The sequence below is a fragment of the Streptomyces sp. NPDC002896 genome, from assembly GCF_040295225.1.
Classification (GTDB): Bacteria; Actinomycetota; Actinomycetes; order Streptomycetales; family Streptomycetaceae; genus Streptomyces.
The window spans coordinates 57449-81108 of the sequence record NZ_JBEOVA010000018.1; the positions used below are offsets into that span (position 1 = coordinate 57449).

The window sequence follows — 23660 nt, forward strand, 5'->3', positions numbered from 1 at the left end:
CTTGACCTGGTACCCTCGATGCACTAAGCAGATTCATTTTGCTATATACGAGGAGACCCCACCGTGGCCGAGGCAGCCCGCGCAGCACAGACGCCGACCGTGCCCGCCCCCGCCCACACCCGCGTCGGACGCCAGGTACGCGTGCCGAAGACCGCCGAACTGGTCGCCGGGCACCTTCGCCGCCAGATCGTACGGGGCGAGCTGAAGCCCGGCGACGCGCTGCCGCCTGAGTCAGGGCTGATGGAGCAGTTCGGCATCTCGCGGCCGACCCTGCGCGAGGCGTTCCGCGTCCTGGAATCGGAGTCCCTGATCACTGTGCGCCGCGGAGCTCACGGCGGCGCCCGGGTGAGCGCCCCGGACGCCGATGTCGCCGCCCGCTTCGCGGGGCTGATCCTCGAGTACCGCGGGGCCACGCTGGGCGACGTCTATCGCGCGGCGTCCCTCATCGAGCCGCCCTGCGCGCGCCAACTCGCCACCAAGCACAATGCAGACGACATCAAGCGGCTGCGTGACGCGGTGGCCGCCGAGAAGACCGTCCTGGACGACCCCCTCGCCCTCGTGGAGGCACAGGACACCTTCCACGCCCTGCTGGTCGAACTCACAGGGAACCAGACCCTGATCCTCCTCTGCGGCATGCTGCGCAACATCATCGACCGCGCCAACGCCTCGTACACCGCGGCGGCCACCGACGCCGAGGCCCAGAAGACGCAGGCCCTCAAGGGGCACCGGGCCCATGTGCGGCTGGTCGGCCTGATCGAGGCCGGCAAGGCGGACGAGGCCGAGAAGCTGTGGCAGCGCCACATCTCGGGCGCCGACGACGTCGTGAACGCGGCCGGACCCAAGACGGTGCTCGAACTCATCGACTGACCGGCAGGCCAAACACCTCCGAGCCATATCGCCATCACCTCTTGCAGCCTCGAAACAGTTAGATAATTATAGGAGGCGTACTGAATAGCTCTGGGGTCCGGAGGCGACGGCCATGGCCGAACAGCGCAAGCGCATCTTCGACTGCGACCAGCACATGTACGAGGAGCGGGATTCGTTCACCCGCTATCTCCCGAAGGAGTTCCTCGGGCAGGCAGTCGCCCCGGTGACACTGCCGGACGGCCGCGAGGTCATCCTCGCCGGGGACCGGATCGTCGTCTGCCTCGAGCCGGAGTTCGGGCAGGTCTACCGGCCCGGTTCGCTCAAGGAGATGCTCAAGGCGATGGCGTCGGGCAACCCCGACGAGACGTACCAGTTCGAGCCGATGCACGAGGCGTACCAGAACCGCGATGCCCGGCTGCGCATCATGGACGAGCAGGGCCTCGACCAGACGATCATGTACCCGGGCGGCTGGGCGCTGGTCGCCGAGGAGTATGTGCGGGGCGTCGAGCCGCTCTACGCCAACTACCACTCGTTCAACCGCTACATGAACGAGGTGTGGGGCTTCAACCACCAGGACCGTATCTACTCCCCCGCCCTGCTGTCCCTGCGCGACCTGGACCATGCGGTCAAGGAGCTGGAGTACGTCCTGGAGCAGGGTGCCCGGTTCATCATGCTGCCGACCGGGCCCCAGTACGGCCGCTCACCGGGCGACCCGTACTTCGACCCGTTCTGGAAGCTGGTCAACGAGGCCAAGGCCAGCGTCTGCTTCCACATCAGCGAGTTCTACTACAACTCGAACGTCGCCCCGGCCTGGGGCCACGACGCGAGCCCGATCCACTTCCGGATGTCCGCATGGCAGTGGATGAACACCTACGGCCAGCGCCCGATCGAGGAGACGCTGTCGGCGCTGATCTTCGACAACCTCTTCGGGCGCTTCCCCGACATCAACGTCCTGGTGTCCGAGTTCGGCGCCGAATGGGTGCCGCACTTCGTCCGCCACATGGACAAGAGCCGGGGCATGGGCCGCAACGGACCCTGGATCGGCGGCCAGTTGGACGAGCGCCCCAGCCAGATCTTCCGTAAGCACATCCGCGTGGTGCCCTACCCGGAGGACGACATCCCGGGCCTGGTGAAGCGCCTTGGATACCACGAGTCCATCGTGATGGGCTCCGACTTCCCGCACGCGGAGGGCATCGCCAACCCGGCCGACTACCGCAAGCTCCTCTCGGAACTCGACGAGTCGGTCCAGGACGACATCATGTACAACAACGCTCAGCAGCTGATCAGCCGCTGAGCGACGCAGCTGAAACGGGCCCGGTACCTATGTCGGTACCGGGCCCGCTCCACGTCAGCAAGGACTCAGTCGACGAGGTCGGCCGCGAGGTTCGCCAGGTTCGTCAGCAGCGCCGTGCCGCGCCGGGAGTGGTCGTAGCCCGCGAGCGGGTAACCGTTGCTCAGGCAGGCGAAGGACACGCCGGTCTCCGGGTCCATGAAGCCCAGCTGGTACGCGGCTCCGGCACTGCCGAACAGCGAGGGCGATCCGGTGGACGGCAGCTGGCTTCCCGCGTCCGGGCCTGCCACGGTGACGAACAGCCCCATGCTGGTACGCCTGCCACTGCCGCCCCCGTAGATCTGCTCACCATGCGGGTGGTCCGTCAGCCGGATCCGGGTGCCCTCGGCCACCGCTTCCGGCTTCCACAGGCCCGAGTGCTCCAGCGCCTGGAAGTACAGCGCGACATCGGCTGCGGTGGCGACCAGCGCGTGGCTGGGCTCCCCCGCCGCCAGTACGCGCGGGTCGTACAGATACCAGGGTCCCCAGGGGTCGGCCTCCTGGTCGTCGCTCGTGCGGTCGGTGGCGATCATCGGGGCGACGGTGGCGGGCTGTCGGTCGACCGGGACGCCGAGCTCTATCGAGGACAGGCCCAGCGGCCGGACGATCCGCTCGTGCAGGTACTCGGCGAAGGCCAGGCCCGCACGCCGCTCGACGATCTCGGCGATCAGCCAGGCGGCCGAGGTGAGATGGAACTGAAAGCGGCTGCCCGGCGGGTAGTCGAGCCGCCAGCGGCCGAACGCGGTGAGCCGCTGGTCCCGGTCCAGCATCTTCGGGTAGCCGAGCGGCGCGAAGGGGAAGCCGGCGGTGTGCGTGAGCACCTGCTCGACCGTCACCGTCTCCTTCCCGTTCGGCGCGAACTCCGGGATGATCGCGGCGACTCGCTCACCGATGTCGAGCAGGCCTTCGCCGATCAGCTTCCACACGACGCCCGCGACGATCGACCGTCCGACGGACTGCAGGATGTACCGGGTGTCCGGGGCGGCGTCGCCCCAGGTCTCGAAGGCCACCAGCCGGCCGCCCCGGGCGACGGCGACCTGGGCGGACGGCAGCGGCCCGTGGTCCACCTCCAGGCGGATCCGGCGCAGGAGTACGTCCAGCCGGTACGGATCGACGCCGACGGTCTCCGGGCCGACGACCGAGTGGTCAAGCGTCACTTGTATCTCCTTCGCGTGTGGCCGGCTCCCGAAGGCTGCGCCGTACGACCTTGCCGTTGCCGTTGCGCGGCAGGTCGTCCACGAACCACCAGCGGACGGGGACCTTGAACCCGGACAGCCGGGCGCGGGCGTACGACCTGAGCTCCGCCGGTTCCGGCGGGGCGTCGGGGTCGGCCGGCACGGCGAAAGCGACGACGGTCTGTCCGAGCCGCTCGTCCGGTGCGCCCGTGACCGCCACGTCCGCGACGCCGGGATGCGCGGCCAGGACCGTCTCGACCTCCAGGGGGTGGACGTTCTCGCCACCACGGATGATCATGTCGCTCCGCCGGCCCAACAGATAGAGGTAGCCGTCGGCCGCCACCCGGCCCACGTCGCCGCTGTGCAGCCAGCCGTCGGCGTCGACCCGGAAGAGGTGGTCGGCGCGGGCGTGGATCTCACCGGCCCCGTCCGGACCGGCGCCGTGGACGCACAACTCGACGCCGGGAGCGGCCCGTCCGACGGACCGCAGCAGCTCGGTGCGCCCGGCGACCGCCTCACGGTGGTCCTCGGGGGTGAGCACGCTGATGGGGGATCCCTCGGTCTGTCCGAACATGTTGAGCATGCGGACGCCGGGCATCGCGTCGTACGTCCGCTTCAGAGTTTCCGGGCGGATGGGCGCGCCGCCGTACTGCAGGACCCGCAGCGCTTCGTTGCGGGCCTGGCCGGCCGCCAGCAGCGTCTCCAGCATCGCCGGGACCATGCTGGTGTGCGTGGTGCCGAGCTCCCGCAGCAGGGCCCAGCCCTCTACGGTGAAGCGGGGCAGTCCGGTGATCAGGGCGCCTGCGGCGAGGGCGACGGCGATGTTGCCGAGGCCCGCGATGTGGTGGAAGGGCGCGCTGCCGCCGTAGAAGCTGTCAGGGTCGAGCGCGCACAGCCGCCCGTTGACGCGGGCGCGGGCGGCGAGCCGCCGCTGCGTCATGGGGACGGGCTTGGGCAGGCCCGTCGTGCCGGAGGTGTGCAGGACGGCGGCGAGCGCGTCGGGCTCGGCGGTCAGCGCCCGATCGCTCGCGTGCAGTTCGGGGACGACGGTGAGCCGCCGGCCGGACAGCTCGGCGACCTCCCTGCCGAGGTCGGCGAACTCGCCTTGGGCCACGATGACTTGGGACTGAGTCGCCTTGACCACCGTGGCGATCTCGTACGGGGTCATGCGGACGCCCAGCGGAGCCAGCGGGTGGCCGGATCCGGCGCCGCCGATCACCAGCGCGAGGGCGTCGGCGGAGGTGGCGACCAGTGCGGGCACCGGTGCGCCGGGTTCGAGGCCGAGGGAGTCCAGCCAGTCGGCGGCGCCGCCCGCCCTGTCGAGGAGCTCGTGTCCGGTCCAGGACGCGTCGCCGAACCGGACGGCGGGACGGTAATGGTCGTAGGCGCGGCTGACCCTGGCGGTCCAGGTGTCTGCCCGCTCGGCCTCCTGCGCGCCGGCCACCGGCTCAGGGCTCCAGGCGGACCGCCGCGGTGCCGGTGACCACCTCGGCGCCGTCCTGGTTCACGGTGCGCAGGGAGAAGTGGGCGACCGCTCCGGTCGGTGTGTCCTCGATGGACTCGGCGGTGGCCGTGGCAGTCAGGGTGTCGCCGGGCCAGACCTGGGCCTTGAAGCGCACACCGAAGCGCAGCAGCGACTCGATGCCGACCCAGTCGGTGAGGACCCGCCCGGTCATGCCCATCGTCAGCATCCCGTGGGCGAAAACGCCGGGATATCCGGCAGCCTCGATGGCGAACTTCTCGTCGGTGTGCAGCGGGTTGAAGTCGCCGGATGCTCCGGCGTACTGCACGATGCGGGTGCGCTTCAGGTCCTCGACGAGGACGCTCTCGCGGGTCTCGCCGACCTTGACGTCGTCGACGCTCAGGCTCATCGGGCGTCCTTCCGGGTTGCGGGGCCCTCGGGCACGACGGCCACGGTGCGGGCGCTGACGACCGGTGCGCCGTCGGCGTCCCGGTACTCGGTGATGCGCTCGCTGAACAGCAGACGGCCGGTGCGGCCCTGCTTCTCCCAGCTGCGTCCGGGGACGGTGTGCGCGTAGAGCGTCTCGCCGGCGCGCACCGGGCGGTGGTACTCGAAGTGCTGCTCGGCGTGCAGCCCTCCGCCGCCCTCGGCCATCACCCCGGGGCCGCGGCCGGACCCGAACCACTCCTCGTCCGGTTTGGGCCTCAGGTGGTAGTCCGGGTCGTAGTGGGCGCTCGCCATGGTGAAGGTGGGCGGTGCGAGCGCTCCCTCGCCCTGATAGGCCGGGTTCTCGTCGCCGATGGCGCGGGCGAACATCATGATGTGCCCGGCCTCGACGGGGAACGGCTGCCCTGTCATCGTCCAGTCTCTCCTCGATCGATACGGCACGTCGGTACGGCAGGTCGTACAGCAGTTCAGTACGGCAGGAACGCGTCGCGGGTGGCGTCCTCCGGGTCGAAGTCCGGCGGCAGTCCCTCGAACTTGGGCTCCCGTTTCTCGGTGAAGCTCGACACGCCTTCGCGGAAGTCCGGCGAGCCCGCGAAGAACTCCATGGCGGAGTAGGAACGGGCGAGAGCCTCGGTGAAGGTCCGGTCGAGGTCCCCGTACACCTGGTGGCGTACGATGGCCATGGCGCGCGGAGAGCAGTTGCGGGCGATGTCCCGGGCGTAGGCGCGTGCGGCGTCGAGCAGGTCCTCCGGTTCCACGACGCGGCTGACGAGGCCGAGTTCCTTCGCCTCGTCGGCGTCGAAGGCCCGGCCTGACAGCAGCAGGTCGAGAGCGTTCTCAAGGCCGATGACGCGCGGCAGCACGTACGGCAGGTTGTACTCGCCGGCCAGGCCGCGGCGGGTGAAGGCCGTGGTGAAGCGCGCCCCGCGGGCGGCGAAGCGGACGTCGCAGATCAGGGCCTGCACCAGGCCGATGCCTGCGCAGGCGCCGTTGATGGCGGCGATCAGGGGCTTCGGCATGTTCTTCTTGCTGTACATGGGGACGCGGGCCTGGAGGTTGAGGGACTGACCCGGCTGCGCGTTCTGCTCCAGCCGCTGGACATCCATCCCCGGGCAGAACGCCTTGCCTGCCCCCGTGATGACCACGACACGGACGGCGGGGTCTTTCGCGGCCTCGTCAAGGAGCGCGAAGAAGCGGCGCTCCATGGGGATGCTCCATGCGTTCTTGCGCTCGGGCCGGTTGAGGGTGACGGTGGCGACGCCGTCCTCGTCGACCTCGTACAGCACCAGGTCCTGGGGGGACTCGGACTCCTCGGGCATCACGTCACTCCTCGGTCAGCGGCTCGATGCGGTCGATCGGTTCGATGGGGTCGATCGGTTCGATGGGGTCGCCGACGCCCGGCCGCTCCCCGGAGATGGTCACCACCACCTGCCCGCGGGCGCAGATGCGTCCGTCGGTCATCACGTCGACGTCGGCGAAGTGCAGCCTGCGGCCCCGCCTGACGCAGCGGGCGTAGGCGACGGCCTCCCGGCCACGGGCGGGCGCGAGGTACTGCACCGACATCGACACGGTGCTGAGCAGGCTCCCCTTCTCGAAGTCGTGTCCGGCGATCACCGCTCCGGCGCCGGCGGTGTCGATGAGCGCCGAGATCACTCCGCCATGGAAGACCCCTTCGTGGGCGGAGAGGACCTCGGCGTAGGGAAGCACCATCTCGACGCCGTCCCGGTCCCAGCGGAGCACGCGCATACCGCAGCTGCGGTTGAACTTGACCCCGCGCTCCCAGCGGGCCCGGAACCATTCGCGGCGTTCGCGCTGTTCCTCGTCGGTGAGGGTCCTCGCCGCGACGGTCATCCGCACGCCCTCCGGTCTCGGCCTGCCAGCCGATCGATATAGTTACATGAATTGGATAGTTGAAGCAATCCTACGGGACGAGCTCGAGTGACAGATGTATTATTTATATAACTGATTCTGCCGATCGTCACGGAGAGAGGGGTCCTTCGATGCCGTCGACCGCCCTGGCAGGGATCCGCGTCCTCGACCTGTCCCGCATCCTGGCAGCACCCCTGGCCACCCAGATGCTCGCCGACCTGGGCGCCGAGGTGATCAAGGTCGAGCGGCCCGGAACGGGCGACGACTCACGGACGTACGGCCCGCCCTTCGCCGACGGGCCCGAGGGCGAACGCACGGACACCGCCGCGTTCTACCTCTCCTGCAACCGCAACAAGCAGTCGGTCACCGTCAACCACGCCACCACCGAGGGACAGGCGCTGATCCGCGCTCTCGCCGCCCGGTCGGACGTCCTGGTCGAGAACTTCCGCGCGGGGACGCTGGCGAAGTACGGACTCGACCACGAGAGCCTGCGGGAGCTCAACCCGCGGCTGGTCTATCTCTCCGTGACGGGCTTCGGCCAGTCCGGGCCCTACGCCCAGCGCCCCGGGTACGACGGCATCTTCCAGGCCATGTCCGGGATGATGAGCGTCTCCGGACACCCCGACGAGCCGATGAAGGTCGGGGTCAGCATGGTCGACGTCCTCACGGGACTGTACGCCGCCACGGCGGTGCTGGCGGCACTGCGGCACCGGGACGCCACCGGCGAGGGCCAGTTCATCGATCTGTCCCTGCTGGACTGCGGGCTGGCCTCGCTGTCGCACTTCGCGATGAACTACCTCATCTCCGGCGAGGTTCCCCGGCGGCGCGGCAACGGCGGATACGGCGGGATCCCGTCGCAGGCGTTCCTGTGCAAGGACAAGCCGCTCTTCCTCGTCGCGGGCAACGACAAGCAGTTCGCCGCGTTCTGCACGGCGGCCGACCGCTCGGACCTGCTCCAGGATCCGCGGTTCGCCACGACCTCCGCCCGGATCGCCCACCGCGAGGAGATCCTGCCGGTGCTCGAGGCGATCATGCATACCCGGACCCGGGACGAGTGGCTGGCCGTGCTGGACGAACACGACGTCCCGGCGGGTCCATTCAACGAGATGCCCGAGGTCTTCGCCGATCCGCAGATCCAGCACCGGGGGATGCTGGCCGAGACCCAGGACCCTGTGTCGGGGCGGCTGCCACTGCTCGCCAATCCGATCCGGTTCGCGGCGACACCGGTCGAGGGCTACGCCCCACCGCCCGCGCTGGGTGAGCACACCGCCGACGTCCTGGGCCGACTGGCCGGGGTGACCGAACATCAGCTCGCGGAGCTGCGGGCGCGGGGCGTCGTGTGAGGTGGGTGGGGATCCGCGTGGCAGGCCTTTACTTCCCGGCCTGGGCTGGATTTTCAGCCCGTCCGGCGTTTGAGGACGAGGCCGTCAGGCCGACAGCGGGGGTCTGGGGGCGCAGCCCCCAGGGACGGGACGGGTAGGGGCGGCGGGGGCGAAAACCCCCTGCCTCACCCGATCAGCGTCCGGCCGCCCTCCAGCATCAGCGTCGCCCCGGTCAAATAGGCCATGTCGTCGCTCACGAGCGCGGCCACCGCCCGGCCGATGTCCCCCTCCGGGTCCCCCATCCGCCCCAACGGAATTCCCGCAAGCACCGCATCGGCCTTGTCCGGATGGGCGGCGAAGAACGCCTCCGCCGCCGGGCTCAGCGCGGCCGGGCAGACGACGTTCACGCGGATCCCGTACGCGCCCCACTCCCGCGCGGCGACCCGCGTCAGTCCCCGGATGGCCTCCTTGGCCATCGCGTACGCCGCGAAGGTCGCCTCGCCCTGCACCGCGGCCGACGAACCGAGGTTCACGACGCTGCCACGGCTCGCCTTCAGATGCGGCAGGGCCGCCTGCATCGCGTGGAAGGCGGCCAACGGGCCGCTGCGATAGGTGAGTTCCACGTCGTCGTACGACGTCTGCTCCAGTCGGCGCTGGACGGAGGTCTGCGCGTTGTTGACGAGTACGTCCAGCCCGCCGAACTCCCGTACCGTCTCCGCCACCATGCGGTCGACGTCGTCCCGCTCGCCCACGTCGCCGACCACAGTGTGCGCTCTCCCGCCGCGCTCGGCGATCTCCCCGACGGTGTCCTGCAGCTTGCTCTCGGTACGGCCGGTGATCACCACGGCCGCGCCTTCGGCCGCCAGCGCGAGCGCGATGCCGCGGCCCACCCCCTGCCCGCCGCCGGTGACCAGAGCCGTCTTCCCGTCCAGCCGTGTGCCTCGCTTCATCACGTCGTCTCCTTCCAGAAGGCCGCCCAGGAGGGAAAGGCGTCGGGCAGCGCCGGTTCGCCGGACCCGTCCCAGCCGTTGAATCCCACAGCCTGGGGGCGCTCGGTCACATCGGCCGCGTACCAGTGCTGCTCACGGCGCCGGGAGAAGTACCACTCGCCGTCCACGCGCGCGTAGTCGTCCAGGTAGCGGATCGCCATGACGATCCACCGCTCCCCCACCTCGTGCTCGGCCCGGCAGTAGACGGATCCGGTCGCGGTGTCACGGCCGGTGAACTCGATGCGGTGGCCGCAGATCTGGTGGACCGACCGGTGGAAGCCGCGCACCAGCGGCTCGATGTGCTCCCGCAGGACTTGCCGTCCCCGGCCGTAACGCCCCATGTCCACGTCGGGCCGGAAGCAGCCGACCCAGGCGTCCAGGTCCCGGGCGTCCACCGCCAGGGCGTAGCGGACAGGTAGCTGCTGGATGGCCAGGTGCGACTCAATGCGGTCGATGCGGTCCTCCAGAGATCGGCCCGCAGCGGCGCTCACGGCCGCGGCTCCTTGGGCAGACCGAGGACCTGCTCCCCGATGATGTTGCGCTGGATCTCACTGGAGCCGCCGTAGATCGTCTCCGCGAGGGAGAGCAGGAAGGAGCGCTGCCGGGTGTCCAGGCCGTAGTCCTCGCCGACGATCTGCCCGGCGGGTCCGGCCAGTTCCATGGCCAGGTGACCGAGCTGCTGGTGCCGCGTCGAGGCGTACAGCTTCGCCGTGGTGGCCTGTGCGCCCGGCGCCCGGCCCGCGGTCAGTTCGGCGATCGTCCGCAGGTTGGTGGTGCGCATGATGCGTACGGAGACCCAAGCGTCCACGATCCGGCGGCGCAGCATGGGGTCGTCGAGCGCACCGCGTTCCCGGGCCAGGTCGATCAGCGCCTCGGCCTCCCGCTCGAAAGTCAGCTGCTGGGGCAGCAGCGTGGTACCGCGCTCGATGCCGAGCGTGGCCATCGCCGTGCGCCAGCCCTCGCCGACCTCGCCCACGACCGTGTCCGCGGCGGTGCGCGCGTCGGAGAGGAAGACCTCGGCGAACTCGTCCTGACCGGCGAGATTGCGGATGGGCCGGATCTCGACACCCGGCTGATCGGCCGGGACGAGCAGCATCGTCAGCCCCTTGTGCCGGTGGGAGTCCGGGTCGGTGCGGGTGAGGACGTACAGCCAGTCGGCGTGCATGCCGAAGGAGGTCCACAACTTCTGCCCGTTGACCACCCAACTGTCGCCATCACGCTCGGCCCGGGTGCGGACGGACGCCAGGTCGGAGCCGGCGCCGGGTTCGCTGAAGCCCTGGCCCCACAGTTCCTCGACGGCGAGGATCGGGGGCAGGAAACGCTTCTTCTGCTCCTCGCTGCCGACCTTGAGCAGCATCGGGCCGAGCAGGTCGAGGGCGTTGACGGTGGCCCGGTAGGGGGCGTTCGCGCGGGCGTACTCGTACTCGAAGACGATGTCCTCAAGGAGTCCGAGCCCGCGTCCGCCGTACTCCTTCGGCCAGCCGACGCCCAGCCAGTTCCCGGCAGACAGTTCACGGTCCCAGGCGAGGCGGACGTCCCAGGCCGCGCCGTCGGTGGGGCCGCCGACGCCCCGGTGCTCGGCGAACTCCCCCACGAGGTGTTCCGCCAGCCAGTCCCGCACCTCGTCGCGGAAGTCGCGTACAGCGGGCCCGAAGTCCAGCTCCATGCCAGCTCCTTTGCGATGATCGAATGCCGGTGATCAGATGCCGAGCCGGGCGGCGAGGAGCTCCCGGTGGTACGACGGCGTGCCGAGCAGCACCTCGGAGCTCTTGGCCCGCTTGAAGTACAGGTGTGCGGGGTGCTCCCAGGTGAAGCCGATCCCGCCGTGGACCTGGATGTTGTCGCCGGCGACCTTGGTGAACGCCTCCGAGCAGAAGGCCTGGGACAGCGCCGCCGCGACGGCGATCTCTATCTCGTCCCCGGCGTCCAGCGCCCACAGCCCGCCGTACGCGGCCGAGCGGGCGGACTCGATCTCCACGAGCATGTCGGCGCACTTGTGCTTGATCCCCTGGAACGAGCCGATGGGCCGTCCGTACTGCACGCGGATCCTGGCGTACTCCACCGCCGTGTCCAGGGCGGCCGCGGCGCCCCCCACTTGTTCGGCGGCCAGCAGGACGGAGGCCGTGGCGAGGGTGCGTTCGATGACCGGCCACGCCGCGCCCTCCCCGCCCAGCAAGCGGGCAGGGGCGTCCGTGAACTCCACCCGGGCCTGCTTGCGGGTCTGGTCCAGGGTGGGGAGGGGTGTGCGGGTGAGGCCCGGTACGTCGGCCTCGACCGCGAAAAGACTGATGCCGGACGGGGTGCGGGCGGCGACCAGGAGCAGATCGGCCAGGTGTCCGTCGGGGACGTAGGTCTTCACGCCGGTCAGCCGCCACCCGCCGGCCGTCTCTCGTGCGGTGAGCCGGATGCCCGGCTCGTCCCAGCGGCCGCTGTCCTCGGTGAGCGCCAGCGTGGCCACGCTCTCGCCGGACGCGATGCCCGGCAGCAGATCACGCCGGGCCTGCTCGTCGTCGCAGCGCAGCAATGCCTCGGCGGCCAGGGCGACGGTGGCGAAGTACGGCGCACACAGCAGCGCACGGCCCGCCTCCTCGAAGACGACTCCGAGGTCGGCATAGCCGAAGCCCGAGCCGCCGTACTCCTCCGGTACGGCGAGTCCCTGCAGGCCGAGTTCGGTGGCCATCCGCCGCCAGGCGCCGGGGTCGTACCCCCGCGGGTCGGCGGCCAGACGGCGCACGTCCGCCTCGCCGGAGTACTTGGTGAGGAACGACCGTACGACCTTGCGCAGTTCGTCCTGTTCCTCGCTGAAGGTGAGATCCATGCCGAGCTTCCCGTCCTCGGTGTGGCCCGCTTGTCGATCCGCTGGTCGGTCTGCTTGTCGACCCGCCCCCCGATACAGTTAGATAATTATAGTATCCGCACTGAATAAACCAGGAGCGCGACGTGACCGATCTCTACGACCAGTTCACGAGCCTGACCTTCGAGCGGCCCGCGCCCGGCGTGCTCCGCGTCGTGCTCGACGCCCCGCACCTCAACGCCGTGGATCCGCGGATGCACAGCGAACTGGCCGACATCTGGCCGGTCGTCGACCGGGACGAGCAGACCCGTGCGGTGCTGGTGCAGGGAGCGGGCAAGGCGTTCTCGGCCGGTGGGACCTTCGACTCCATCGAGGCCATGACCGAGGACTACGCGGTGCGTGCCCGGGTGATGCGCGAGGCGCGGGACATGGTCTACGGGGTGATCAACTGCTCCAAGCCGGTGGTCTCGGCGATCCACGGCCCGGCGGTCGGTGCGGGGCTGGTCATCGGCATGCTGGCGGACATCTCCATCGCCGCCCGCACCGCGAAGATCGTCGACGGTCACACGCGTCTCGGGGTCGCGGCCGGTGACCACGCCGCCATCTGCTGGCCTCTGCTCTGCGGCATGGCCAAGGCCAAGTACTACCTCCTGACCTGCGAGGTGCTCACCGGCGAGGAGGCCGAGCGCATCGGCCTTGTGTCGAAGTGCGTGGACGACGAGGCCGTACATGCCGAGGCTCTGCGCGTGGCGACCGCCCTGGCCGCCGGGCCCGCCAGCGCCATCAGCTGGACCAAGCGGTCCCTCAACCACTGGTACCGCACGGCCCAGCCGATCTTCGAGGCCTCTCTGGGGCTGGAGTTCTTCGGGTTCGCGGGGCACGAGGTCGTCGAGGGGCTGGCCGCCCACCGCGAGAAGCGCACCCCGGACTTCGAGGGCGTGGGCGGCAAGCACCCGCTCGATCTCTGACCCGTTTGTTTTCCCACGGAGAGGACCGCACGATGACATCGGAGCAGACGACCCCCACCGACGTCGCCCCGCTGGTGCAAGGGTTGACCTACGAGGACATGCCGGTCGGGCAGATCTTCCGGACCGCCCGCCGCACCATCACCGAGACCGACCTGGTCAACTTCATCACCTGGGGCGGCTTCAACGAGCCGCTCTTCTGGGACGCCTCGCACGCCGCCGACGGCGGCTACACCGGCCGACTGGTCCCAGGGGCGCTGACGTACTGCATCGCCGAGGGACTCGTACTCCAGACGAACGTGCTACACGGCACGGGCCTCGCCTTCCTGCACATGGAACTGACCGTACAGGGGCCGGTGTACGTCGGCGACACGCTTTACGCCGTCGTGGAGACCACGGGCTCCCGCCCGTCCAGCAAGCCGGGCCGCGGAGTGGTGACCAGCCGGATCACCGTACGCAACCAGCGGGACGAGGATGTGCTCGTCTACACCCCGGTGCGACTGATCCGGGGCAAGGACTACGGGGCTCCGACGCTCTGAGCCCGGGGAGCGGCCGGCACCAGGGTCAGTCCTGCCGTGGGCTCTCCACCGGGTACGACGGCATCGGCGAACGCTCCTCGGTGCATCCAGTCGGAAGGCATCGGGGGGCGCGGCGGGGGCTCATGGTCCGGGACCGCCATGGCGTAGAGGCGGGTGTAGCGGAACTTCGCCTCCAGGTTGTCGAGCACCGACCAGTACTCGTAGCCGCACACGTCCACGCCGCGCGCGATGACTCCGGCCAGCCAGGACAGCCGGGCGCGCAGCAGGGCCCGGCGCCGGGCGTCGTCGCTGTGCCCCGTCTCGTCGACCAGGTCGAGATCACCCATGCCGTTGTCGATGATGGACAGTGGCGGCAGAAGGTCTCCGTACAGCTCGTGGAGGCCGGCGACGGCATCGGCGAGCGCCTCGGGGACGATGGGCCAGCCGTACGCCGTCGTCTCCACGTCGTCGAAGGGGACGATCGCGAAACCGAGGCCCACGAGCAGGCGGTTCACCTCGTTGAGGGCGCTCAGGCACTTCGTGGTCGGGAGCACGCGGGGCAGGTTCTCCGGTGCGGTGACGCGGAAGGGGGTGTGCCAGGACAGGCCGAGCAGGTCCTGTGCGGTGGCGATGATCTCCAGGTCTCCGGGGTGTACGCAGCCGGTGGCCTCGACCGGTGAGACGTCATCCTCGGTCACCATGTGCTCGCCCAGCAGCATGGGGTCCAGGAAGAGGCGGTTGGTCCAGCTCTCCAGGCGCTCCACGGCGAGGCGGTCGAACGGGTCGTCGGTGGCCGCGTAGCCGCCGACGAGCGTGACCGTGGTCCCGATCCGGCCGCTCACGCCGGCGGCCCTGAGCGCTCGGACCGCGAGACCGTTGGCGAGCAGGATGTGGTGGACCGCGGGCAGCCCGGCCCGGCCGGTGCCCCGGCCGGGTGGATACATTCCGGCCACGTGATCCGCGAGCGTGGGCCCTGCCAGGTCGGTGGAGGTGATCCAGCGCTCCACCCGGTCGCCGAAGCGGTGTCCCATCTCGGCGGCGTACGCCGCGAAGTGCTCGGCGGTGTCGCGGGCGAGCCAGCCGCCTGAGGCGTCCAGCCACGGCGGCAGCGACCGGTGCAGCAGCGTGAGACTGGGCCTCACACCACGCGCGAGCAGGGAGTCGAGCGCCCGGTCGCAGCGGTCCAGGGCCTCATGGTCCCAGCTGTCAGGGCCGTCGGGCTGGAGCTGCGGCCATCCGGCGACCATCCGGTGCGAGTCCGCGGTGGCGCCGACCAGCTGCCGGATGTCGTCGGTCCACTGCCGGAAGTGCCCGCCCCTCTCCGACAGGGGCGGCGGCGGAGCCGCGATGGCGTCCGCGGTGGCGACTCCCCAGTCGACACCGCGGAGGGATTCGTGCAGGAAACCATCGCTCACGGGTCACCGTCCAGGCGATGAATGGTTTAGCGCATTCAACTGAATGCCCGCCGACCGGACGCTAACACTGCGAGGACACTACGACAATGTTTCGGACAGATCTCCTCGGTCCGTACAGGTCCCCCACCCCGCACCTTCCCGAAACCGGGGCTCCGCCCCAGACCCCGGATCGCCCTGACGGGCTCGTCCTCAAACTCCCCCGGCTACCGCTGGGTGTGCCCCCAGACGGGCTGAAAATCGGAAGGCGTACCGAAGCTGCACAGAACCTGCAGGGCCGCCTCCTACTCCCCGAAGGGACGGAATTCCTCCTCTTGCCACCAGGGATAGACGGGCGGCATGTCCTTGCTGACCCGGCCCGGGAACTCGGGCGGGCGCTTGGCGAGGAACGACTCGACGCCCTCCGTGGGGTCCGGGCCGCCTCCGATCTGGCTCATGATCCGCGAGTCGAGCCGGTGCGCCGTCATCGGGTGGGATTCGCCGAGCATCCGCCACATCATCTGTCGCGCCAGGGCGACGGAGACCGCCGAGGTGTTGTCGGCGATCTCGCGGGCGAGTTCGTACGCGGCCGGCAGCAGTTCCTCCGGCGGGTGGACGGAACGGATAAGCCCGGCCGCCAGAGCCTCGTCGGGGCCGAAGACGCGGCCTGTCGCCACCCATTCCATGGCCCGCTGCATACCCACGGCCCGCGGCAGGAACCAGCTCGCGGCGGACTCCGGCACGATGCCGCGGCGGGCGAAGACGAAGCCGAACTTCGCCGAGGTCGACGCCAGCCGGATGTCCATGGGCAGGGTCATGCTGGCCCCGACGCCCGCCGCCGGGCCGTTGATCGCCGCGATCACCGGCTTGGTGCAGGAGAAGATCCGCAGCGCGACCCGGCCGCCGGTGTCCCGGTGCCAGGCACCCGCCGTACGGTGGTCGAAGGTTCCACGGCCGCCGCTGACATCGGCACCCGCGCAGAATCCGCGACCGGCGCCGGTCACCACGATCACGCGTATCCCGTCGTCGGCGTCGGCCGCGTCCAGGACGTCCAGCAGGTCGCGCATCATCTGCGGGCCGAAGGCGTTCAGCTTCTCGGGCCGGTTGAGCGTGACGGTGAGGATCCTGTCCGCCACCTTCGCCCGCACGGTCTCGTACTCCTGCTCCGGCATGGCGCGTCCTCCGTCACTCCGCGAACCGGTTCTCAGTCAGCTTAATTAGTTATAGCATTCAACTCTACTGACTCATTCATGCCGACTCATTTCAATGCATACGGCGGTGGAGATGACGGATCTGGTGGTGACGGCCGTCGGGCCGGTCCGGCTGGTCGAGCTGAACCGGCCGGCACAGATGAACGCGATGAGCGATGAGCTGCACGCCGGCCTCGCGTCGGTGTGGGCCGACCTCGCCGCCGACCCGGAGGCGCGCGTGGTCGTGCTCACCGGGCGCGGCCGGGCGTTCAGCGCCGGCGGCAACCTCGACACCATGACCCGGGTCCAGCGCGACAGCGCCTTCCGGGAGCAACAGGTCGACGAGGCCCGCCGGATCATCAACGGCATGGTCCGCTGCCCTCTGCCCGTGATCGCGGCGGTCAACGGTCCAGCGGTGGGCCTCGGCTGCAGCCTGGCCCTGCTGAGCGACCTGGTGCTGATCGCCGACGACGCCTACGTCGCCGACCCGCACGTTCAGGTCGGGCTCGTCGCGGGCGACGGCGGCGCCTACGTCCTGCCGCTGCTCGTCGGCCTGCCCCGCGCGAAGGAACTGCTGTTCCTCGGCGAGCGGGTGAGCGCCCAGGACGCGGTCCGGCTGGGCATCGCCAATCGCGCCGTGCCCAAGGACAAGCTCTTGGACGAGGCCATGGACCTGGCCGGACGGCTGGCCGCCCAGCCCGCGCAGGCGTTGCGCGAGACCAAGCGGGCGGTGAACCGGCACCTGGAGCAGGCCCTCGACACCGTGATGGAACCGGCCCTGCTCGCCGAGCGGGACACCATGCACGGACCGGACCACATCGCCGCCGTCGAGCGGATCATCGCGTCGCGCGGCCGTCGCTGAGCCCGGAGAGGAGCAGTCGGATGGACTTCGCGTTCAGCGACGAGCAAGAGGAACTGCGGCGGATGGTAAGGGCGTTCCTGGCCGACACCTCGCCCGAGACCGAGGTACGGCGCCTGATGGAGACCCCGGAGGGCTTCGACCGGGCGCTGTGGCGCCGGATGGGCGCTGAGCTCGGTCTGCAGGGGCTGGCCGTCCCCGAGGAGTACGGCGGCGCCGGATGCGGACCGGTCGAGGTGGGCGCGGTCATGGAGGAGATGGGCCGCGCGCTGCTGTGCGCGCCGTTCCTGTCCTCGGCGGTGCTGGCCACGACCACGCTGCTGCGCTCCGATGACGAGGAGGCCCGCAAGCGGCTGCTCCCCGGGCTGGTCTCCGGCGAGCTGGTCGCGACGCTGGCTCTGACCGAGGACTCCGCCCGCTGGGACGCCGAGGGGGTGGAGCTCACCGCGCGTGAATCGGCCGGGAGCTGGCTGTTGAACGGACACAAGACGTTCGTACTCGACGGCGCCACGGCCGACGTCGTCCTGACGGTGGCCCGTACCGGCGACGACGGCATCGGGGTGTTCTGGGTGGACGGCGACGCTGCCGGGCTGACCCGTGAGCCCCTGCCCACGATGGACCCGACCCGGCGGCAGGCACGCCTCGACTACCACGACGTACCGGCGACCCGGCTGCGTACGCACGGCGGCGGCTGGGATCTGGTCTCGGAGGTGCTCGACCGGGCGGCGGTGGCCCTGGCCGCCGAGCAGGTCGGGGTGGCCTCTCGCGCGCTTGACACGGCGGTGGAGTACGCCAAGGTACGGCACCAGTTCGGGCGGCCCATCGGGTCCTTCCAGGCGGTCAAGCACCTCCTGGCCGACGTCCTGCTGGAGGTGGAGTCGGCGCGCGCCGCCGCGCACTACGCACTGCTCGCGGCCGAGGGCGACGACCCGGAGCTGCCCGCCGTGGCGAGCCTGGCCAAGGCGTTCTGCTCCGACGCCTGTCTGCAGGCGACGGCCGAGAACATCCAGGTGCACGGGGGCATCGGCTTCACCTGGGAGCATCCGGCCCACCTGTATCTGAAGCGGGCCAAGACGTCACAACTGCTGTTCGGCGACCCGGCGTACCACCGGGAGCTGCTCGCACAGCGCATCGGCATGGACGGCACGGACACGGTCAAGGGAGCGGCATGAAGGTCGACGGCAAGCTCAATGTGTGGGGCACCGCCGAGGTGGTCGAGGAGGCGAGGCACCACGAGAAGGCCGGCTACGACGGCCTGTGGGCCTCGGAGTCCAAGCACGACCCCTTCCTGCCGCTGCTGCTCGCGGCCGAGCACACCGACCGCCTCGAGGTCGGTACGGCGATCGCGGTGGCCTTCGCCCGCTCCCCCATGCAGCTCGCGTACACCGCGCACGACCTGCAGACCTACTCCGGCGGGCGGTTCTCGCTCGGCCTCGGCAGCCAGATCAAGCCGCACATCGAGCGGCGCTTCGCCATGCCGTGGAGCCGGCCGGCGGCCCGTATGCGGGAGTACGTGAGCGCGCTCCGCGCCATCTGGGCCGCCTGGAACGACGGCGAGAAGCTCGACTTCCGCGGCGACTTCTACACGCACACGCTGATGTCGCCGTTCTTCTCTCCCCCGCCCGCCCCCGGCGGCGCGCCGAAGGTCTTCGTGGCCGCCGTCGGGGAGGCGATGACCCGGGTGGCGGGCGAGGTGGCGGACGGCCTGCTCGCGCACGGGTTCACCACCGAGCGGTATCTGCGGGAGGTCACCCTCCCGACGGTCGAGGCCGGACTGGCGGCGTCGGGCCGCACGCGCGGCGACTTCTCCGTCTCCCACCTGCTGCTGACCGCGACCGGCAGGACCGAGGAGGAGATGGCCCGCGCGGTGGACGGCACCCGACGTCAGATCGCCTTCTACGGCAGCACTCCCGCCTATCGAGGCGTCCTGGAGCTGCACGGCTGGGGCGAACTCGGAGACGAGCTGAACGCGTTGTCGAAGTCCGCGCGCGAGGACAAGTGGGAGGCGATGGGCCGACTCGTGGACGACGACGTACTGCACACCTTCGCGGTGGTGGCGGAGCCTGAGCGGGTGGCGGCCGAGATCCGCAGCCGGTACGGGGCGCTGGTCGACCGGGTGTCGTTCTACACCGCGTACGAGATCGACGCCGAGGTGTGGGAGCCGATCGTGCGGGAGCTGCGCGACAACTGAGTGGGGATGGCGAGGCGGGTCAGGGGTGCGCCGTGGTGGCACTGCCACCCGTGACGCGCAGAAGGTCCAGCTTTCCCGCGTCGCTGCTTCCGGCCGCCGCTGTGTAGGTGACCATGCGCAGGTCCGCGCCCGGGACGATGAGGACATCGCAGTCCAGCAGGATGTCGCCGACCTCGGGATGCCGGATCGTCTTCGGTTCGGAGGCGTGCTGGGCCGCCGTCGCCGTGGCCCAGTGCTGAGCGAAGGCGTCGGACACTCCCCGGAGGTCCCGCACGAGACGATCCAGTTGGGCGTCCGCGGGATAGCGGGACACGGCGTCCTTGAGATCGGCGACGATCGACGCCGCGAAGGCGTCCGCTCCGCGCTCGGACCGCAAGGGGCGCAGCGCGGCATGAGCGGCGCCGTTGCCGAACAGAGCGCGGGCGAGGTTGCGCTCGGCGGGCGGGAGCGCGGAGGGGTCGCCGTGGAGGGCGCACCACATGGTGTTCCACCACACAAGGGTCCAGTCGGCGGTGAACACCCCGATCGGGACGTCTCCGAGGCGCGCGGCCAGCCGTTGGACGCCTGCCGGTACGTGCGTGCTGACCGTCCCGTCCTGCGGCGGCAGAAGCCCGGCGCTGCGGTACAACTGGTCGCGCTCGGGCCGGGAGAGCTGAAGGGTCCGGGCGAGGGCGCCGACGACCTGGGCCGAGGGGTTCTTCGCGCGCCCCTGCTCCAGGCGCAGGACGTAGTCGACCGAGAGCCCGGCCAGCTGCGCGAGCTCCTCGCGGCGCAGTCCCGGGGCACGACGGCCGGGCGTCGCCGGGAAGCCGGCGTCGGCCGGGGAGAGGCGGTCGCGCCAGGCGTGCAGGAGGGCGCCGAAACCGGAGCGGGGGTCAGGCATGGGTTCATTCTCGCCGCCCGGCGCCGGACGAGCCTGGGTACTGCCAGTCCTAGTGTCGGGGACGGCACTGGTTGGCGGGGCCCACAGGGGCGACCTTGGTGGTGCGCCCAGCCGGGCGCCCATCGGCTGACCAGGGAAAGGGTTCCCCCATGCAGCACACCATCGTGATGACCGGTGCGAGCCGCGGAATCGGCCGTGTCGCCGCGGAGCACATCCTGCGCCGGTCGCCGGACGTGCACCTCCTCGTCGTCGCCCGCGGATCCTCAGGCGCACAGCTCGCTGCGGAACTCGCCACGGGCGGGCACACGGTCTCGCACGTCTCGGCGGACCTCGGCTCGCTGCGGAGCGTCCGCTCGGCCGCCGCCGAGATCCGCGACCGGCTCGTCCGCGGTGAGCTGCCGCCGCTGCGCGGCTTCGTGGGCAACGCGGGCGTGCAGTACACGAACGCGCTGACCGAGGGTCCGGACGGGTTCGAGTCCACCTTCACGGTCAACGTGCTCGCCAACCATCTGTTCGTCCGCCTGCTCCAGGACCGCTTCGCCGCGCCCGCCCGGATCGTGATCACCGCCAGCGACACCCACTTCGGCGACTTCAGGCACAACATGGGCATGGTGCCCGGCCCGGCCTGGAAGTCCCCGGACGTTCTCGCCCGCACAGGCGCCTTCCCCAAGCCGGACAGCACGGTCGCCGGGCGCACCGCGTACTCGACGAGCAAGCTGGCCACCGTCTACCTCGTGCACGAGTACGCGCGCCGCCTGCCGGCCGGGATCGACGCCGTCGCCTACAACCCGGGCTTCGTCCCCGGCACCGGCCTCGCCCGCAACGCGGACCCCGTCTCCCGGTTCGCGGTGCGCCGCATCATGCCGGTGATGACCTTCACCCCGTTGGCCACCAGCCGCAACGCCGCGGGCCGCTACCTCGCCGACGTCGTCCTCGGCACGACCGAGGCGCCCACCGGCTCCTACGTCGACCGCGGCCGGGTCGCACGGTCGTCCGAGGAGTCGTACGACCCGACGCGCGAAGGCGAACTATGGGACGCCGTCGAGCGGTTCACCGCGGCCCACGTGCGGAACTGATGGTCAGCCGAGCAGGTCCAGGACAGTCGTCATGGACCTGTTCTGCAGCAGGTAATCCTCGGCCTCCTGCAGATGGACCCGCCACAGCTCCTCGGCGGCCTCGGCCCGGCGGGCGGCCACCAGGTCGACCAGCGCGACATGAGCGCGGAAGCCCCGCCGGTTGGCCCGGATGTTCTCCGGACTGCCGGCGTCGAGGTCGACGTGGGACCAGTTGGCCTGTTCGATGATGTGGCGGACCATGCCGTTGAGGACGCTCAGCGTCTGGTTTCCCGCCAGTTGGACGACGAGGGCGTGGAACTCCATGTGGGCGCGGATGAACGCCGAGGGGTCGTCCATGAGCAGTTCGGCTCCGTCGACGGCGGCGCGCAGTCGCTCCAGGTCATCGTCCGTGCGCCGCTCGGCCAGCAGGCCGGCGCACGGCGCCTCGATCACCGTGCGTGCGTCATAGACGTCCTTGAGGGTCGTGCCCCGGTACTCCAGGACCACCCCCGCGTAGCGGGCCGCCACCGTGCCTTCCGGGACCTGCACCCGCGCCCCGCCCCGGGCGCCCCTGCGCACGTTGATCAGCGACTCCGACTCCAGCACTCGGAACGCCTCGCGCAGCGTCGGCCGGGAAACGGCGAACTCCGCCATCAGGGCCGTCTCGGCCGGAAGGGCCTGCCCCTCGGCCAGCTCCCCGCGCACGATCTTGCGGCGCAGTTGTGCCGCCACCAGCTCGGCCATCTTGGGGACCCGTACCGGCGTGTTCGCCACCGCGCCCACCTCCGCCCTCGTTCGGTTGTCAGTCGCTCGTGTCCGGGACGAAGTACGGCAGCGTGATCCCGTCCGTGAAGGGCCGGAAGTCCACGCGTACGCGCATGCCGATGACGACGTCGTCCGGATCGCCGGCGTCGACGTGGGAGAGCAGGTTCGCGCCGTCGTCCAGGTCGATCACGGCGAGCGCGAAGGGCGTGTCGAAACCGGGACCCGGTGCGCGGTGCACCACCGTCACCGAGTAGACGGTGCCCCGCCCGGCGCTGGGGGCGTACCGCCAGTCCCGCGACATACACCCGGGGCAGGCGGGCTCGGGGACGAAGAAGCGCAGGTCGCAGGACGGGCAGTACGGGACGACCAGCTCACCGCGCCGGGCTGCCTCCCAGAACGGCTCGGACAGCGAGGTCGGGACAGGTACGGGCCGGCTCATCGCATCCTCCCCAGCACGCTCATCTCGTAGTGCTGCGCCCCCGACCCGGCGTTTCCGACGACCGCCAGCTCCGCGCTCTCGACCTGGTGCACGGCCGTGCCACGCAACTGCCGTACGGCCTCGACGACCTTGAGCGTCATCTGCTGCGTCCCGTTCCATGCGTACGACAGGCAGCCGCCGTCCGGATTGACGGGATGCTTGCCGCCCACCGCGATGGCGCCACTGGCCGCCAGCGGCCCTCCCTCGCCCTCGCCGCACAGCCCGAGAGCCTCCAACTGCCGGATTATCTCGAAGGAGTTGGGGTCGTAGAGGGAGAAGACGTCCACGTCGTGCGGGCTTACGCCGGCCATGGCGTAGGCGCGGGTGGCGGCGTCCCGGCCGAGTTGCCCGACCTCCCGGTACAGCGCCGGGTTGGCGTACGCGGCCTGGTGGTACTCCATCCCGCCACCGAGTACGGCGACGGGCGGGTGCGGCAGGTCCCGGGCCCTTTCGGCGGTGGTGACCACGAGTGCCGCGCCGCCCTCGCCGACGATGCAGCAGTCCAGCAGGTGGAAAGGCGTGGCCACCATGCGCGAGGCGAGTACGTCGTCGGCGGTGTACGGGCCGCGGCCGTACATCATCGCCTCCGGATTGGTGGTGCCGTTGTTGCGGATCGTGGCGGCGACCTCCGCGAGCTGGCGGGGGGTCGTGCCGTACTCGTGCATGTGCCGGGCGGCCACCAGCGCGAACTGGGCGACGACATAGCTGCCCCACACATCGGCGAACTCCAGCGGCACCCCGGCCCCGACCGGACCGGCTCCGCGCGAGACCAGCTTGCAGCCGCCGACCACCACGGTGTCGGCGAATCCGGCGCGTACCGCTGCCGCCGCCTTCAGCAGGCCTCGCGAGCCGGCGTTGTCGAGCATCGAGTCGCTGGTCCAGCGCAGGTCCCGGCCGAGGATGCGCGCCCACGAGCTGCCCTCACCGGGCACTCCGCCCGGCCCTGGCCAGTCGACCTGGGCGCCGTCGACGTCCGACGGACTCAGCCCGGCGTCCTCGATCGCGCCCCGCACCGCTTCGAGGGCCAGGTCCATGGCGTCGCGGTGCGGGAGCGACAGCGCCTGCTCGGTGGCGTACACACCGACGACCACAGGCTGGCGACCGTTCACG

General features: G+C 70.6%; 25 protein-coding genes. 9 read left to right on the forward strand and 16 right to left on the reverse strand.

Annotation, left to right across the window (positions count from 1 at the left end):
• Positions 1-63: 63 nt before the first annotated feature.
• Together ABT009_RS29420 and ABT009_RS29425 are read left to right on the forward strand one after the other, a co-directional pair.
• Positions 64-867 (forward strand): FadR/GntR family transcriptional regulator, encoded by an 804-nt coding sequence (locus ABT009_RS29420; RefSeq protein ID WP_351301397.1) that lies wholly within the window; start codon positions 64-66, stop codon positions 865-867.
• 112 nt (positions 868-979) lie between these two features.
• Positions 980-2161, forward strand: coding sequence for an amidohydrolase family protein (locus tag ABT009_RS29425; RefSeq protein ID WP_351301400.1), 1182 nt, complete (start codon positions 980-982; stop codon positions 2159-2161).
• A 65-nt stretch (positions 2162-2226) separates the two neighbouring features.
• Here the strand turns inward: ABT009_RS29425 and ABT009_RS29430 are convergent, their stop codons facing one another.
• Genes ABT009_RS29430 through ABT009_RS29455 form a run of 6 tightly spaced genes read right to left on the reverse strand, consistent with a single transcriptional unit; the run spans position 2227 to position 7132 of the window.
• Complete coding sequence (locus ABT009_RS29430) at positions 2227-3354, reverse strand: serine hydrolase domain-containing protein (protein ID WP_351301403.1); 1128 nt, start codon at positions 3352-3354, stop codon at positions 2227-2229.
• Positions 3344-4816, reverse strand: a complete 1473-nt coding sequence (locus ABT009_RS29435; protein ID WP_351301406.1) for a class I adenylate-forming enzyme family protein — start codon at positions 4814-4816, stop codon at positions 3344-3346. Before ABT009_RS29435 ends, ABT009_RS29430 begins: the two co-directional genes overlap by 11 nt.
• A gap of 4 nt (positions 4817-4820) precedes the next feature.
• On the reverse strand, positions 4821-5243 hold the full coding sequence (locus tag ABT009_RS29440; protein WP_351301409.1) for a MaoC family dehydratase: 423 nt from the start codon (positions 5241-5243) through the stop codon (positions 4821-4823).
• Positions 5240-5692 carry an FAS1-like dehydratase domain-containing protein gene (locus tag ABT009_RS29445; protein WP_351301412.1) on the reverse strand — a complete coding sequence of 151 codons (453 nt, stop codon included), beginning with the start codon at positions 5690-5692 and terminating at the stop codon, positions 5240-5242. The genes ABT009_RS29440 and ABT009_RS29445 overlap by 4 nt, the downstream gene beginning before the upstream one ends.
• A 56-nt stretch (positions 5693-5748) precedes the next feature.
• Positions 5749-6600, reverse strand: a complete 852-nt coding sequence (locus ABT009_RS29450) for an enoyl-CoA hydratase-related protein (RefSeq protein WP_351301415.1) — start codon at positions 6598-6600, stop codon at positions 5749-5751.
• A gap of 4 nt (positions 6601-6604) precedes the next feature.
• Positions 6605-7132 carry a PaaI family thioesterase gene (locus ABT009_RS29455; RefSeq protein ID WP_351301418.1) on the reverse strand — a complete coding sequence of 176 codons (528 nt, stop codon included), beginning with the start codon at positions 7130-7132 and terminating at the stop codon, positions 6605-6607.
• A gap of 149 nt (positions 7133-7281) precedes the next feature.
• Between ABT009_RS29455 and ABT009_RS29460 the strand changes: the two genes are divergently transcribed.
• Positions 7282-8493 carry a CaiB/BaiF CoA transferase family protein gene (locus ABT009_RS29460; protein WP_351301421.1) on the forward strand — a complete coding sequence of 404 codons (1212 nt, stop codon included), beginning with the start codon at positions 7282-7284 and terminating at the stop codon, positions 8491-8493.
• 164 nt (positions 8494-8657) lie between these two features.
• Here the strand turns inward: ABT009_RS29460 and ABT009_RS29465 are convergent, their stop codons facing one another.
• Genes ABT009_RS29465 through ABT009_RS29480 form a run of 4 tightly spaced genes read right to left on the reverse strand, consistent with a single transcriptional unit; the run spans position 8658 to position 12279 of the window.
• Complete coding sequence (locus ABT009_RS29465) at positions 8658-9422, reverse strand: SDR family NAD(P)-dependent oxidoreductase (protein WP_351301424.1); 765 nt, start codon at positions 9420-9422, stop codon at positions 8658-8660.
• The gene (locus ABT009_RS29470) at positions 9422-9952 is read right to left on the reverse strand and encodes a nuclear transport factor 2 family protein (RefSeq protein ID WP_351301427.1); all 531 of its coding nucleotides are present in this window, start codon (positions 9950-9952) and stop codon (positions 9422-9424) included. The genes ABT009_RS29465 and ABT009_RS29470 overlap by 1 nt, the downstream gene beginning before the upstream one ends.
• Positions 9949-11127: an acyl-CoA dehydrogenase family protein gene (locus ABT009_RS29475; RefSeq protein WP_351301430.1), complete on the reverse strand. Its 1179-nt coding sequence runs from the start codon at positions 11125-11127 to the stop codon at positions 9949-9951. The genes ABT009_RS29470 and ABT009_RS29475 overlap by 4 nt, the downstream gene beginning before the upstream one ends.
• Positions 11128-11160: 33 nt before the next feature.
• Positions 11161-12279: an acyl-CoA dehydrogenase family protein gene (locus tag ABT009_RS29480; RefSeq protein WP_351301433.1), complete on the reverse strand. Its 1119-nt coding sequence runs from the start codon at positions 12277-12279 to the stop codon at positions 11161-11163.
• 122 nt (positions 12280-12401) lie between these two features.
• Between ABT009_RS29480 and ABT009_RS29485 the strand changes: the two genes are divergently transcribed.
• Positions 12402-13223, forward strand: coding sequence for an enoyl-CoA hydratase/isomerase family protein (locus ABT009_RS29485; protein ID WP_351301436.1), 822 nt, complete (start codon positions 12402-12404; stop codon positions 13221-13223).
• Between the two features lie 32 nt (positions 13224-13255).
• Positions 13256-13759, forward strand: coding sequence for a MaoC family dehydratase (locus ABT009_RS29490; protein WP_351301439.1), 504 nt, complete (start codon positions 13256-13258; stop codon positions 13757-13759).
• Here the strand turns inward: ABT009_RS29490 and ABT009_RS29495 are convergent.
• Positions 13738-15153, reverse strand: a complete 1416-nt coding sequence (locus tag ABT009_RS29495) for a family 1 glycosylhydrolase (protein WP_351301442.1) — start codon at positions 15151-15153, stop codon at positions 13738-13740. The two genes, ABT009_RS29490 and ABT009_RS29495, sit on opposite strands and share 22 nt — an antisense overlap.
• 281 nt (positions 15154-15434) lie before the next feature.
• Positions 15435-16301, reverse strand: a complete 867-nt coding sequence (locus ABT009_RS29500) for a crotonase/enoyl-CoA hydratase family protein (RefSeq protein WP_351301445.1) — start codon at positions 16299-16301, stop codon at positions 15435-15437.
• 112 nt (positions 16302-16413) lie between these two features.
• On the opposite strand from ABT009_RS29500, the gene ABT009_RS29505 reads away from it, so the two are divergent.
• From ABT009_RS29505 to ABT009_RS29515, 3 genes are read left to right on the forward strand one after another with little or no spacing between them, the layout of a single operon-like run.
• Positions 16414-17181 (forward strand): enoyl-CoA hydratase/isomerase family protein, encoded by a 768-nt coding sequence (locus ABT009_RS29505; protein ID WP_351301448.1) that lies wholly within the window; start codon positions 16414-16416, stop codon positions 17179-17181.
• A 20-nt stretch (positions 17182-17201) separates the two neighbouring features.
• The gene (locus ABT009_RS29510; RefSeq protein ID WP_351301451.1) at positions 17202-18350 is read left to right on the forward strand and encodes an acyl-CoA dehydrogenase family protein; all 1149 of its coding nucleotides are present in this window, start codon (positions 17202-17204) and stop codon (positions 18348-18350) included.
• Positions 18347-19369 (forward strand): LLM class F420-dependent oxidoreductase, encoded by a 1023-nt coding sequence (locus ABT009_RS29515; protein ID WP_351301454.1) that lies wholly within the window; start codon positions 18347-18349, stop codon positions 19367-19369. Before ABT009_RS29510 ends, ABT009_RS29515 begins: the two co-directional genes overlap by 4 nt.
• Positions 19370-19388: 19 nt before the next feature.
• Here ABT009_RS29515 and ABT009_RS29520 read toward each other — a convergent pair whose 3' ends face one another.
• The gene (locus tag ABT009_RS29520; protein WP_351301457.1) at positions 19389-20252 is read right to left on the reverse strand and encodes a helix-turn-helix transcriptional regulator; all 864 of its coding nucleotides are present in this window, start codon (positions 20250-20252) and stop codon (positions 19389-19391) included.
• A gap of 149 nt (positions 20253-20401) precedes the next feature.
• On the opposite strand from ABT009_RS29520, the gene ABT009_RS29525 reads away from it, so the two are divergent.
• A complete protein-coding gene (locus ABT009_RS29525) occupies positions 20402-21328 on the forward strand; it encodes an SDR family NAD(P)-dependent oxidoreductase (protein WP_351301460.1) in 927 nt (308 codons plus the stop codon).
• Positions 21329-21331: 3 nt separating this feature from the next.
• Here ABT009_RS29525 and ABT009_RS29530 read toward each other — a convergent pair whose 3' ends face one another.
• The 3 genes from ABT009_RS29530 to ABT009_RS29540 are packed head-to-tail and all read right to left on the reverse strand — an operon-like array spanning position 21332 to position 23659.
• Positions 21332-22081 carry a FadR/GntR family transcriptional regulator gene (locus ABT009_RS29530; RefSeq protein WP_351301463.1) on the reverse strand — a complete coding sequence of 250 codons (750 nt, stop codon included), beginning with the start codon at positions 22079-22081 and terminating at the stop codon, positions 21332-21334.
• A 28-nt stretch (positions 22082-22109) separates the two neighbouring features.
• Positions 22110-22511: a Zn-ribbon domain-containing OB-fold protein gene (locus ABT009_RS29535; protein WP_351301465.1), complete on the reverse strand. Its 402-nt coding sequence runs from the start codon at positions 22509-22511 to the stop codon at positions 22110-22112.
• A complete protein-coding gene (locus tag ABT009_RS29540) occupies positions 22508-23659 on the reverse strand; it encodes a thiolase family protein (protein WP_351301468.1) in 1152 nt (383 codons plus the stop codon). Before ABT009_RS29540 ends, ABT009_RS29535 begins: the two co-directional genes overlap by 4 nt.
• Position 23660 lies beyond the last annotated feature (1 nt).